The sequence below is a fragment of the Psychrobacter sp. CLB018 genome, assembly GCF_041222815.1.
GTDB classification, from domain to species: Bacteria; Pseudomonadota; Gammaproteobacteria; order Pseudomonadales; family Moraxellaceae; genus Psychrobacter; species Psychrobacter faecalis.
This window is the reverse complement of sequence record NZ_CP166085.1, coordinates 383008-395467: the sequence shown is the minus strand read 5'-3', so window position 1 is coordinate 395467 and position 12460 is coordinate 383008. Positions and strand designations below refer to the sequence as shown.

12 protein-coding genes and 1 pseudogene are annotated in these 12460 nt (G+C 40.4%); 9 read left to right on the top strand and 4 right to left on the bottom strand.

Annotated elements, in window-relative coordinates; translation table 11 throughout:
* Positions 1-135 precede the first annotated feature (135 nt).
* Complete coding sequence (locus tag AB8P72_RS01760; RefSeq protein ID WP_068406595.1) at positions 136-1026, bottom strand: LysR substrate-binding domain-containing protein; 891 nt, start codon at positions 1024-1026, stop codon at positions 136-138.
* A gap of 147 nt (positions 1027-1173) precedes the next feature.
* Between AB8P72_RS01760 and AB8P72_RS01755 the strand changes: the two genes are divergently transcribed.
* Positions 1174-2037: a DMT family transporter gene (locus AB8P72_RS01755; RefSeq protein ID WP_068406593.1), complete on the top strand. Its 864-nt coding sequence runs from the start codon at positions 1174-1176 to the stop codon at positions 2035-2037.
* 253 nt (positions 2038-2290) lie between these two features.
* Here AB8P72_RS01755 and AB8P72_RS01750 read toward each other — a convergent pair whose 3' ends face one another.
* Positions 2291-2881 carry a recombinase family protein gene (locus AB8P72_RS01750; RefSeq protein WP_068406590.1) on the bottom strand — a complete coding sequence of 197 codons (591 nt, stop codon included), beginning with the start codon at positions 2879-2881 and terminating at the stop codon, positions 2291-2293.
* Between the two features lie 420 nt (positions 2882-3301).
* On the opposite strand from AB8P72_RS01750, the pseudogene AB8P72_RS01745 reads away from it, so the two are divergent.
* Positions 3302-4516 (top strand): annotated as a pseudogene (locus AB8P72_RS01745) (IS256 family transposase).
* A gap of 220 nt (positions 4517-4736) precedes the next feature.
* Here the strand turns inward: AB8P72_RS01745 and AB8P72_RS01740 are convergent.
* Positions 4737-4940: a hypothetical protein gene (locus AB8P72_RS01740; RefSeq protein ID WP_193030879.1), complete on the bottom strand. Its 204-nt coding sequence runs from the start codon at positions 4938-4940 to the stop codon at positions 4737-4739.
* Positions 4941-5281: 341 nt separating this feature from the next.
* On the opposite strand from AB8P72_RS01740, the gene AB8P72_RS01735 reads away from it, so the two are divergent.
* Together AB8P72_RS01735 and AB8P72_RS01730 are read left to right on the top strand one after the other, a co-directional pair.
* Positions 5282-5629 carry a type II toxin-antitoxin system RelE/ParE family toxin gene (locus AB8P72_RS01735; RefSeq protein WP_193030877.1) on the top strand — a complete coding sequence of 116 codons (348 nt, stop codon included), beginning with the start codon at positions 5282-5284 and terminating at the stop codon, positions 5627-5629.
* Between the two features lies 1 nt (position 5630).
* Positions 5631-5933, top strand: a complete 303-nt coding sequence (locus AB8P72_RS01730) for a helix-turn-helix domain-containing protein (RefSeq protein WP_011512377.1) — start codon at positions 5631-5633, stop codon at positions 5931-5933.
* Positions 5934-6324: 391 nt separating this feature from the next.
* Here AB8P72_RS01730 and AB8P72_RS01725 read toward each other — a convergent pair whose 3' ends face one another.
* Positions 6325-6684, bottom strand: coding sequence for a hypothetical protein (locus AB8P72_RS01725; RefSeq protein ID WP_144297953.1), 360 nt, complete (start codon positions 6682-6684; stop codon positions 6325-6327).
* Between the two features lie 172 nt (positions 6685-6856).
* Here AB8P72_RS01725 and AB8P72_RS01720 point away from each other — a divergent pair, with 172 nt between their 5' ends.
* The 5 genes from AB8P72_RS01720 (at position 6857) to AB8P72_RS01700 (ending at position 12316) form a co-directional block, all read left to right on the top strand.
* On the top strand, positions 6857-8629 hold the full coding sequence (locus AB8P72_RS01720) for a potassium/proton antiporter (protein WP_369957934.1): 1773 nt from the start codon (positions 6857-6859) through the stop codon (positions 8627-8629).
* A gap of 452 nt (positions 8630-9081) precedes the next feature.
* A complete protein-coding gene (locus tag AB8P72_RS01715) occupies positions 9082-10149 on the top strand; it encodes a DUF475 domain-containing protein (protein ID WP_068408284.1) in 1068 nt (355 codons plus the stop codon).
* Positions 10150-10314: 165 nt separating this feature from the next.
* Complete coding sequence (locus AB8P72_RS01710; RefSeq protein WP_181717142.1) at positions 10315-10839, top strand: TIGR00645 family protein; 525 nt, start codon at positions 10315-10317, stop codon at positions 10837-10839.
* Positions 10840-10898: 59 nt separating this feature from the next.
* The gene (locus AB8P72_RS01705; RefSeq protein WP_369957933.1) at positions 10899-11822 is read left to right on the top strand and encodes a DUF808 domain-containing protein; all 924 of its coding nucleotides are present in this window, start codon (positions 10899-10901) and stop codon (positions 11820-11822) included.
* Between the two features lie 56 nt (positions 11823-11878).
* Positions 11879-12316, top strand: coding sequence for an MgtC/SapB family protein (locus AB8P72_RS01700; RefSeq protein WP_193030764.1), 438 nt, complete (start codon positions 11879-11881; stop codon positions 12314-12316).
* Positions 12317-12460: the final 144 nt, after the last annotated feature.

The following is a 12460-nucleotide window of genomic DNA, read 5'->3' as shown; positions in this document are numbered from 1 at the left end:
CAGATAAAATGAATGACTATTTTTTGAGGATATGAGTCTTTATGAATTGTTGATCGGGATTTTCTAAATCATCATTTTAAACCCCTTAACAAATCATTATTTTTCTTGTAACAACAAATAAGATAGAGGATTTCTTTACTCACACTGAGATTCTAACCATTTACATAGTTTAATAATATCATCCTGATTTTTCTTTAATTCCTTGTAAACGAAGTAAAATTTATCCCCTGTTAGTAGTTCATGCATTGGGATTTTAACGATATTTTGTTTATAGGCGTCATCCTGCATCATATAATTATTGGTAAGAGTAATGCCCAGATTGTACCGTGCGGCTTCTATCGCTAGTAGCACATGACTAAAATGATTTATCTTTATATCGCTTGGCAATTCAAATCCGCCTGCCTTACACCACCGCAGCCAATCCTCTGCTGTATTCACGCTTGTATCTGCATATCTCACAGACAATATTGGATGCCGCCACAATGCGTCAGGAAGGGGTTTATCTCTTATTTTCTCCCAAAGCTTTTGACCACAAACAGGATATAAAGTTTCAGTAAATAAAAACTTACTGATGAAAGCATGTGGAGGAGGATCGACGGTGATATAACAATCGGCCCTTTGCTCATTATAATCAGAGGGATGATTAACCATATCTAAAGTAAGTTCTATTTCTGGATACTGTCTATAGAAGTCTTCTAGTCGAGGAATCAACCAATTCACTGCGACTGAACTGTACAGAGCTAAGCGTATATGCCCAGGTTTTCCATGTTTAATAATCTGACTACTATCTGAAAGTAGACCCAATGCGCCACTCACATCTGTGAAATAACGCTCACCAACCTCTGTCAACGAAAAGGTCCGGCCTTGCCTGTAAAACATTGCTTCCCCAAGATACTCTTCAAGGATGCGTATTTGGTGACTCACGGCACTTTGTGTCACATTGAGGCTTTCTGCTGCTTTTGAAAAGCTGTTAAACCGTGCAACGGACTCGAAGCACTGTATTGCACGCAGCGGTGGTAAATCCATTATTACCTCAGGTAATACTAAATATGTTTTATATCATTATACATCATACTCTTACTTGAATATACTGCCTGACAGATCGTTAAATCAGCATGAACCCATTGGGGTTTTAACAGTTTCTGAATTTAGAGTAGGGCGAGGAGGCTAAGAATGCCAAAGATGAGTGTTGCATTTGCCATGACGCTATTGGTACTAGGAAATATCATTGCGGTCTTCTCAGACGCCTTGATAAAGGCCTTGCCCTCTGAGACGGCGGTATATCAATTTATCCTGTTTCGTCAATGCACAGCGGTTTTAATGCTGTTGCCGTTTTGCTTAATTAATAAAAAGAACAAGTTATTCAGTAATATAAAATGGCACTTTGTTCGTAGTCACGTGTGGTTATTGGGTGTGATATTCATGGTACTGTCTCTTCAAGCACTGCCTCTTGCGACTGCGAATGCTATTTTTTATGCCGCCCCTTTATTTGTATTACCACTGGGTTTTTTATTTTATAAAGACAGATTAAACTTTCCGACTATCGCAGCCTCTATATTAGGTTTTGCTGGTATCCTCGTTATTGTACAACCGAAACAGATCAATTTAGGGGCGGTGTTTGCCCTTATAGTGGCGGTAACCATGGCGCTAAACAATCTGTTAGTTCGTAAACTTCCACAGCATCATACTGTCTATCAAACGCTACTTTTGACCAATTTACTAGGAATCCCATTCGCGCTTGGTTTGGCTATTTGGGAGGGACAGCCATTTGACTGGCACTCATTGATTACGGCCGCCAGTTCAAATGTATTTATTTTGATTTATGCGGGTATATGCATACAGGTGTACCGACACATTGAAGCGTACAAAGTCTCTAGTGCGGAATACTCAGGTTTACTAGGGGCGGTGGTGGTTGGAATCATATGGTTTAACGAAGTACCAAATATGACTTTGTTAATAGGTTCTGCGCTGATTATCCTACCTTTGATATGGCTAGCTACTCTCGAATCTATGAGGCTTAGACAAAAAACTGGGTAGGATAATAGCTTTTAAAACCTAATCAAGCTGATGTGCCATAAATAATAAGAAATAATAAAAGTTATGAATCAGACTAAAATGTTATTTAACGTTTACATCGGTTCATGCTTGACGAAACTGTAGATTACTTGTTAGACACTATAATAAGTCGGTTGCATGATTAAAAACTTCCAAGTTGGTTCTTATGTATCTAATAGTATAGTGTCTATAAAAAAGACAAACTGTTATTTAAAATACCTCAACTATTCAGCTGTTAGCCCTGCTTTAACACCCGATAGACCGTAGCCACCCCAACACCAACCGCCTTAGCAATCTCCTCTTTCGTCATATTGTTTTGACTGGCTAATTCTTTAATACGATTGTGTTTCGTTGTATTAGGCTTCTTACCAGTGGGCTTATAACCACTGTTCGCCAACCCCTGCTTAATACGCTCTCTACGCTTATCGTTATCAAGCTTTGCCATCGTTGCTAATAAGTCGATCAGCATATGGTTAATCACTGTTAGGATCTCACCTGTCATGCCTTTACTTACCGTATGCGTAGTTGGTAGATCAGCCACCACCAATCGCAAGCCCTTGTCTTTGATGCGCTGCTTTAGAATTGCAAAATCATCTTGAGATAGCCTGCTTAATCTGTCCACGCTTTCAACCAGCAGAATATCGCCTTGATCAGCGTCCTTTAATAGCTTAGCTAATACTGGCCTATCGAGCTTTGTACCACTGAAATGCTCAACGTACTCAACAAGGTTATCGTTATAGCTTTGGCTAAAGCTAATCAAGTCAGACAAGGCTCTCTTAGCGTCTTGATCCTTAGTGCTGGCTCTCACATAAATACGAACGGTCATAACGCCACCTATATTATTTAGACTTATAAATTAATGTCCATTGATAATATCATGATATTAATATCATTTAATAATAGAAATAAGTCTAATGATAGATAGAGTATCGTTTAGAGGTTTTATTTTTTAGGTATAGGCTAATGATAGGTTATCAGGTCCTTTCACTGGTTCAGTCCCACTGTAAGAATTGAAAAAAGACAATTAGTTAGCATTTGAGAATGATTAGTGTGTATATTGATTGATTAACTATAAAAACTAAGGGGGCAGGATTGGATAATAATAGATTTCTCATACGAGCAATTGGAACTGCTGGTTAAATTTTTATGTTGTCTGCGATGGTTGCCGCTAGATTTTTGTAAACATACCCGAGAGTTTCCCAAACTTTGTGTAACTGCTTATAATCCACTAACAGGAGAATAAGCAATGACTAACCAATCTGACATCAAGAAACTGGCTGAGCAAATGGCCAGCAGCATGAAAAGCTTCGATGACATCAAAGACTTCCAGAAGCAGCTCATGCAATCTTTTATCGATACTGCCCTTGAAGCTGAGATGGAAGACCATCTCGGCTACCCCAAGCATGAGAAAGCAGACAAGCCAAACAAGCGCAATGGGCACACTAAAAAGACAGTCCGCAGTGACACGGGCGATCTTGAAATCTCCACCCCAAGAGACCGTAATGGTGACTTTGAACCTGCGTTAGTGCGTAAGCATCAAAGTCGTATCTCAGGCCTTGATGACAAGATCATATTCCTTTACGCCAAAGGTCAAACCACTACCGAGATTGTAGAGAGCATCAAAGAGCTCTACGATGTAGATATCTCAAGTACATTGGTTTCAAGAGTCACTGACAACATCTTGGATGACATCACCGCTTGGTAGAACCGGCCACTGAGCAGTGTTTATCCTATCGTCTACTTAGACTGCATTGTCGTCAAAGTTCGTCAGGACAAGCAGATCATCAACAAAGCTATCTATCTGGCCTTAGGCGTTGCTCTTGATGGTAAAAAAGAGCTGCTTGGCATGTGGCTATCAGAGAACGAGGGCGCTAAATTCTGGCTTGGTGTTCTCACTGAGCTACAAAACCGCGGGGTTCAAGATATTCTTATTGCCTGTGTAGACGGCCTAAAAGGCTTCCCTGATGCCATCAATACGGTCTACCCTAACGCTCAGGTTCAGCTGTGTATCGTGCATATGGTGCGCTATTCGATGAAGTTCGTACCTTGGACGGACAAGAAGGCCGTAGCAGCTGATTTAAAGGCCATCTACGGTGCTGATACGCTTGAGATGGCAGAGGCCAACCTTGAGCACTTTGATGAAGTATGGGGCAAAGAGTACCCGCATGTCATCAAGTCTTGGCGCAATAACTGGGAGGGCTTAACGGTGTTCTTTGGTTATCCTAAAGACATCAGAAGAGTGATCTATACCACCAATGCGATAGAGTCGCTAAACAGTGTGATTCGGACAGCGGTGAATAAGCGTAAGGTCTTCCCGTCTGATCAGGCAGCATTCAAAGTGGTGTACTTAGCAACCCAGCAGGCATCCAAAAAGTGGTCGATGCCGATCCGTAACTGGACGTCTGCCCTTAATCGCTTTATGATTATGTTTGATGATCGCATTAGTAAGCATTTAATCTAAATGGCAGTTACACAGAATCTGGGATGGGCTCACATACCCTAGTTTGACTTCTATACTAGAACACAAACTGTCGGCTGTACGTCCAGTTTTTACGGGCTTTCTTATTATTTATTTTTCTCAATATCAACACCCGCACCAACAATCAGTTTTTATTCCGCCTAACTGCTGTCTTTTTAGGGTTCGTCATTATGATGAGGGTGTGCTGATTTTTAGCAGACCCTCAAAAATTTAAATCATCGAGCGACTCAATGCCAATGACTTTACCTGCTATCAATCCCCTAACAAATCCTTTTGTCAGCTGCTCGTTCTCTGCTTTGGTTATTTTCTTGCTGTCGGTATCAATCGTAACCGCGTCTAACCAGTCAGTGTTAACAGTAGGGTCTTGATGATAAATTACTTGTCTTGCTTGCTCTGATTTATACAAAGTTATTTTTCCTTTAAATCGTGATTATTGCGCTGTAAAGGCATTGAACTCTTAGTCGTTTCCCAAGTGTTTTAGTGGTCTGTAGACTTCTCTGATTGTATTTTAACATCATTTGCGTATTGCTATCTTGGTTTGAATATCAGGTTCTAAGTTGTCCGAAAATAACTAAAAACAAGTATCGTTATACGATAGAAAATACTATCACTATTAAGAATAGGTTGTTAAGAGCTGATCATAGTGTCATAAGCCAGTAACACGACGCGCTAAAGCTGCTCGTTCTAATTGCAGACTGTCTCGATTAGCTGTATTATATAGACTATAATCTATATATTGGTTTTTATATGTGGACTGTCATCACAACAGAGCTGTTCAACCAATGGTTTGATCAGCAAGATGAATCAACGCAAGAAAAAGTACTGGCAGCTTTGGTGGTTTTAGAACAGCAAGGGCCAAGCTTGGGTCGCCCTTTAGTAGATACGGTGTATGATTCAAAGTTTACCAACATGAAAGAGTTGCGTATTCAGCACAGAGGCAAGCCACTCAGAGCCTTTTTTGCCTTTGACACAAAGCGGCAAGCGATTGTGCTTTGTATTGGTGATAAGGGTAATAAAAAGCGTTTTTATAAAGAAATGTTAGCCACTGCAGACCAGCAGTATGAGTGTCACCTCAGAACTTTAGGAGATCCATAACATGACTAAGACATTACAAGAGATGTTAGCTGAGCGCTCTTTGGATAGCCAAGCGCGTATTAAACAATTGGCAGAACAACTGCTTTTAGAAAACCAGCTGTCTCGTATCCGTGAAGAGTTAGAGATCTCTCAAAAAGAGCTGGCTCAAACCATGGGTATTAAACAGCCTTCATTGTCTGCTATAGAAAATCGCGGCAATGATCTTAAAATATCGACCATGAAAAAATATGTTGAAGCTATGGGTGGCAAGCTTCGTATCGACGTTGAGCTGCCAACAGGGAAGCACATAGGCTTTAATGTGTAATAATAAATTCGAGTGATTCAAACGCTAATAAGCCACCCTCTTATGGTTGGCTTTTTTTTATTAAAAATATGCTAATAATAGTACGCTTGAAGTGGTTTTACTGCTTTAGTCCATTTTAAATGGTCTATCAATGGGTTTGAAGGGTGAGTTAGCCGGTTCCGCTCGGGTATACCCCAACTGAACCAGTAATTTAATTCCAGATTGAAAAGATTTTCCTAAAAACTGTGTAACTGCTTATAATCCAATAGCAGGAGAATAAGCAATGACTACTCAATCTGACATTAAAAAACTGGCTGAGCAAATGGCCAGCATCATGAGCAGCTTAAAAAATTTCAGAAAAAGGTGTGATATTTAAGTATTATCTACTACAGCTCCATAGCTATACTGGAAGTTATTTAACCTGCGCTGTTTCTAATAAACTGCCATCTTTATCGAATAAGCAGTCGACGATAATGAGCGGAGCCGCATCCAAACTATCTTCAGCGTAGTAATGTGTTATGACTTCAAAGTTACCATTATTTAATCGTCTGTAGTCTGTGTTTTTTCGTTTAATGTCCATAGACTTAAAGCCTTTAAGCATGGGCTGTACTGCTTTCTGGCACTTCGTTAGCAATGCAATCTTTGATGTTTTTTGAGCTTGTTCGAGTTCAGTATTTCTTTTTTTATCAAATGGGTTACTGCCATTTTGAATCCAAATATAAAATGCTGCAAATGTAATAATAGACAGTCCTGTCAGTGTCTCTTTTTTCATAATATGACTCGTTTAGCAATAATAGAATAAGATATTTACTAACATACAAGCATAGCTCAGTTATTCTTAAGGAGCATGTTAAAACAATAATTAACCGTTGAAAGCAATGGGTAAATGTTACTCCCGTTCTGGTTAGTTCAGCTTAGTATTATAAAATAGGGCTTAATGAAACATGGATACCTTAAATATCGTGTATCTCGTAGGAGCAGTGTTAATTTTTGCCAGTATCATGGCAAGTACGTTATCGGCGCGTTTGGGTGTTCCACTTTTGCTATTGTTTTTAGTCGTCGGGATGCTTGCTGGTGAAGAAGGTATCTTGGGTATTGAATTTTCTCAATATGCGATAGCCAATTTTGTCGGACAAGCAGCCTTAGCCTGTATTTTGTTAGATGGTGGGTTGCGCACCTCTGTTAAATCATTCCGAGTTGGCTTAAAACCAGCCATCACACTGGCCACTTGGGGCGTACTTGCGACAGTCATGATACTGGGTGTATTCGTCACGTGGCTGCTGGATGTCGATTGGCGCTTTGGCTTATTACTGGCAGCAATCGTGGGTTCAACCGATGCGGCAGCGGTATTTTCACTGTTGCGTAATGGCGGTGTTAAATTAAATGATCGTGTGCAAGCAACTTTGGAGCTTGAGTCTGGCGCCAACGACCCTTTAGCGATTCTGTTAGTCACTGGATTGATTGCTCTAAATGTTGATCCTGCCGGACAGACAGCGCTAGGCTTCTTAGGCCTACTATTACAACAGCTTAGTTTTGGTTTAGGAATGGGCTTGTTCTTTGGTTATTTCCTATCTCGATTATTACCCAAGATACATTTGGCAGAAGGTATGTATGCCATTTTAATAATGTCGGCGGGTTTAGCAGTGTTTTCTGCCACTAACTTACTGGGCGGTAGTGGGTTTCTCGCAGTCTTTATCGCTGGTATTATGATTGGCAACCATAAGGTACGCTCAACTGAGCATGTCATGCGCGTGATGGACAGCTTTGCGTGGTTGTCGCAAGCGGTGTTATTCGTGGTATTGGGCCTATTGGTCACGCCATCGAACGTTCTTGAAGTTTGGCCTTATTCAGTGGCCATTGCTGCCTTTATGATTTTAGTGGCTCGTCCTATTGCAGTCTATACCAGTGTTTTACCGTTTAAATTTAAAAATAGAGAGATCGGCTTTATCTCTTGGGTCGGCTTACGTGGTGCAGTGCCCATTACCCTTGCCATGTTGCCAGTGATTGCAGGGGTAGACAATGCCTTTATGCTGTTTGATATCGCTTTTGGGGTGGTGGTCTTATCGTTGGTGTTACAAGGGACGACCATTCCTTTTATGGCCAATCTGTTTAAGGTGCGTATTCCTAACAATAAGGGCCCAAAAGAAGAGCATGAAGTGTGGGTGTCAGATAGAGCAAGTATTACGTTGTATGAATTTGAAGTAAAGTTAGGCGCGTTTGCAATTGGTCGTCATCCGAGGGATATCTCTACGCGCATCAGCCCTGAAGGAATCCATGTTTTTGCCTTGGTGCGTGGTCAGCAAATCTTGGCAATTAATGAAGAGACTAAGCTCAAATTTGGCGATAGCGTTTGGTATGCCATGAGTGGCGATTATGCCGATCAGATTGCGAATGTTTTTAATGACACGACGTTAGACCGTAGAGCCATCGATGATTTTTATGGCGATTGGATGCTATCGCCGAGTGTCAAACTTAAAGATGTGTCATTCTTTACCGATAGGATGAAATCCGAATCTCTAGAAGATACCCTGAACACGAAAAACATGTGGGAACAAACGGTTGCTGAATACATTAAGGATAGCTTAAAGATGGCACCCGTAGCAGGCGATACGGTTGCGATTAATGAGGAATGGTTGTTGGTTATTAAAGAAGTTGATGACCAAGGAAGACTTAGAACGATTGGACTAAAACAACTAGAGGTGCCAGCGGTGGCATAGTTTCTATCATTATTAGACATAACATGGACTAGTAGCCAAAAGGCAACCATTTAAGATAATTAATAGTCCTGTTAACATTGTCCATTCTAGGCAACTCATTAGCTCAAATTATGGTTTGTTTTACTGGTATCGCTAGGGTATACCCAAAATAGCAAAATTTTATTTGTGAGAGGAATTCGCATTTTTCTAAGTAAGGCTAATACAGAAGCTAAACTACGTAGCATAATTCTATTTAATCAGTATCTTATGCTTAGGATTATTATTAAAATATAAGGTGTTTTTAATCGCCAAAGCATAAAAGATACAGTGACAATTCTACATAGAAGATTTTTCAAAAATACTTTATATTCTATTAAAAATCACATAGGAAAGTGGCTTACGATAGCCACTTTTTTTATGCCTCATACTTTTAGTAGATACACTTAGCGTTACGCAACCAGACAGGATGTGTCATGAGACATTTTTATTTAGACTTTATCTTTACCGCCATTGCATTAGCGATCGCGGCATGGTGGGGATATTCACATGGCGGGATGGGCGGTTTGATCGCAACCTTATCTATTACCGCGATTTTGGCCGTCATGGAAATCTCATTATCATTCGATAATGCAGTGGTTAATGCCTCAGTTCTGAAAGGCTGGGATGAATTTTGGAAAAAGATATTTTTAACCGTTGGTATTTTGATTGCTGTATTTGGGATGCGCTTGGTATTCCCTATTGTCATTGTCGCGGTAACTGCTGAGCTTGCTATGGTAGAGGTCATCAAACTGGCTTTGTATCAACCAGAAGAATACTCTGCCCGTTTAATGGCACACCATGCTGAAATCTCAGCCTTTGGTGGTATTTTCTTATTATTGGTGTTCTTAAACTTTATCTTTGACGATAAAGAAGTGCACTGGTTTAACTGGCTTGAAAGCCGTTTGGCAAAGCTTGGCAAAGTAGATGCCATGAGCGTCTTTGTGGCGCTTATCGTGTTGATGATTGCCGTATCATTTGCTGATCCTGAGCAATCCACTGCGGTCCTAATCGCTGGCGTTTGGGGTATCTTGGTATACCTTGGCGTACAAGTGGTCTCGGGTATGCTTGAAGGTGACCTCGAAGAAGATTTAGAAAACAAAGAAAATGGCTCGGGCGCAGCAGCGACCAGTGCGATTATGAAAGGCGGTATTATCGGCTTCTTATACCTAGAAGTCCTCGATGCCTCATTCAGTTTCGATGGCGTGATTGGCGCCTTTGCGATTACCAATGACGTTATCGTGATTATGCTTGGTCTGGCAATCGGTGCGATGTTCGTGCGTTCGATGACTATTTTCTTAGTCGATAAAGGCACGCTTGATGAGTTTGTCTATCTTGAACACGGCGCGCATTATGCCATCGGCGCTTTAGCCATTATCATGCTATTGTCGGTGAAATTCCATGTGCCAGAGCTTATTACGGGGCTGATCGGTATTGCCTTTATTGGTTGGGCGCTGCTTGCTTCACTGAAACATCGTAAGCAACAGGCAAAACTCACTGCTTAGAGTGTAAACAATGTAAAGCACAAAAAATTATTATTTTAGAATATCGTTAATAACAGGTTATGCCAAATAATTGGTATAACCTTTTTTCTAACATGCATTGCTTTTTATTACCTAATAATAGACATCATATTCAAACATTTATATTGCCAACAACAAGAGACACAAATGCTGAAGAAAGCTGAACAAAGATTAGAAAAAACCATATTTAATAGTCGTTGGCTGCTAGCCCCTTTCTATTTGGGATTGGTGCTCGGTATCATTTTATTATTTATTAAGTTTTTTCAAGAGCTGTGGCATATGATTACCCATGTGCTCAGTGCATCTGAAGCCGATGTCATCGTTGGTACGTTGGCGCTTATCGACATGTCATTAGTCGCAAGTTTATTGCTCATCATCATATTTAGTGGTTATGAGATTTTTGTCTCAAAAATTGATACCGGAGATCATGAGGACCGCCCTGAATGGATGGGGAAAATCAATTTCTCTGGGCTAAAACTCAAAGTGATTGGTGCCATCGTTGCCATTTCTGCGATTGATCTTCTTAAATCATTTATGGATATACCTAAAGAGATGAGCGAAGGTGATGCTGATAGATTGATGTGGAAAGTGATTATCCATATGACGTTTGTACTGTCAGGCCTGTTATTTGCTTTGATGGATAAGATTGTCGGTGACACCAAAAAACATTAGAAAGACTTTAATAAAAAACCTATCAATTAATTTATATAAATAGACGCAAAGGAGCACACATGGCAGGGGCCAGTTTATTAACCTTGCTTGATGACATCAGTGTGATATTAGATGATGTGTCACTTATGACCAAGGTTGCCGTTAAAAAAACGGCGGGTGTATTGGGCGATGATCTAGCCCTTAATGCAGAGCAAGTTTCAGGTATTAAAGCAGACCGTGAGCTGCCAGTAGTTTGGGCCGTTGCCAAAGGCTCATTCGTTAACAAGCTTATATTAGTGCCGTTAGCGTTGCTGATTAGTGCCATCTACCCGCCATTAGTCACGTTTTTATTGATGTGCGGAGGTGTCTATTTGGCTTATGAGGGTGCTGAAAAAATCATTCATAAGTTCTGGCCACATATCTTACCTCACGATGAAGAACAAATAGCCCGTCTACGTGCCAATGCTGATGAGACGATTGATTTGGTTGCTTTTGAAAAGGACAAAATCAAAGGTGCGGTGCGCACCGACTTTATTCTATCGGCTGAAATTATCGTAATTGCACTCGGCTCAGCAGTTGGAGCGACGCTTTTAGAGAAGAGCGTGATGCTGTCTATTATTGCTATTGGCATTACAGTAGGCGTTTATGGCTTAGTAGCGGGTATCGTTAAAATGGATGATTTAGGTCTTTACCTAATGAAACAGACGAACGGTGCAAAGCAGAAAATAGGTGGGATTTTATTGTCTGCGGCACCAAAGCTGATGAAGTTTCTATCGATTGCTGGGACATTAGCTATGTTTCTAGTGGGCGGCGGTATCTTAGTGCACGGGATCAGTTTTTTGCATCATGAAGTGGAAGACTTAGCGCACCTAACTGGCATATTTGGAAGTGTGACAACCATGCTCTTAAATGCGTTGGTAGGTTTATTCGTCGGTGTTATTGTCGTGGCTATCGTTACCATGATTGGTAAATTACGCAGTAATAAGTCATCTTCGACGCATTAAAAATATCGATAATTATCCTTGTTCATTTAACTTTCTTTTAAAGAGCGTAATAAGACATGTTTGAATTTGATTTGAGCTTAAAACTAATGGTGTATCACCTGATTCAATTAGGAATTGCTTTCATACTCTCCTTACCGATTGCGCTTAATCGTGAGATGAAAGATAAGGGTGCAGGACTTAGAACCTTTCCATTAGTCAGTATTGCCTCCTGTGCTTTCATGCTAGTAGCTGTCGATATTTATCATGGCTCCCAACCTGAAGCAAGGATAATGTATGCGATTATTACAGGTATGGGTTTCATCGGTGGTGGGGCGATTTTTAAAGGTGATAATACCGTAAAAGGCACTGCGACAGCTGCGAGTCTATGGAATACTGCTGCTATTGGCATCTCTGTCGCTTATGGACGTTATGAGATAGCGATCATATTGTCAGTCGTTAATTTCTTAATTCTACAATTCTCAGAACCTTTCAAAGTGAAAGATAAGCTTGAATAATTATTATTCGTCTCGGTTTGTATACTCAACCTTACATTTTATAAGTTACACTGCTATGTACACTGATTTTATCTAAATAGATTTAGAATACTAATAGCAATATCTCACAGTCTAAGGTTCAAGTCCTCACTAGGGAACCGGACA